Below are 502 nucleotides of genomic sequence, written 5' to 3' on the forward strand. Positions count from 1 at the left end.
CGACAAGCTCAACGTCCGCGACGTGCGCGAGTGGCTGAACAAGCTCGCCACCACCTGCCAGTGCTGTGCCCAGGGGAAGGACGAGCGCCGCCCCGAGGAGCGACGGAAGTGCTGCGCGATCAGCAAGTGTTGCCGCCAGTACCTGTCCAAGCGTTCCGTCGCCGACGCCCGCACCGTGCTCCGCAGCGCGCTCACCTACGCGATCAGCGAGGAGATGATCGCCCGCAACGTCGCCCAACTCGTCAAGCTGGCCAAGCCCCGCCCCCGCAAGGTCATCCCGTGGTCGGTCGAGGAGGCCAGCCGGTTCCTCGAATCGGCCCGCGCCGACCGCGACCCCCTGTACGGCGCCTACGTGATGATCCTGGTGCTCGGCTTGCGTAAGGGCGAAGTCCTCGGGCTCCGGTGGTCGGACGTGATGCTGGACCGGGGAGAGGTCCTGATCCAGCAGCAGCTCCAGCGGGTCCGTCGCCGCCTGCTGCACTCCGAGGTCAAGACCGATGCC

Annotated in this window: 1 protein-coding gene; it reads left to right on the forward strand. The window is 68.5% G+C overall.

The features are described from left to right. The coding region (locus ABD323_RS45820) for a tyrosine-type recombinase/integrase (protein WP_425556381.1) at positions 1–502 on the forward strand (502 nt) is incomplete at both ends.

It is taken from the genome of Kitasatospora nipponensis (assembly GCF_039528135.1).
GTDB classification, from domain to species: domain Bacteria; phylum Actinomycetota; class Actinomycetes; order Streptomycetales; family Streptomycetaceae; genus Kitasatospora; species Kitasatospora nipponensis.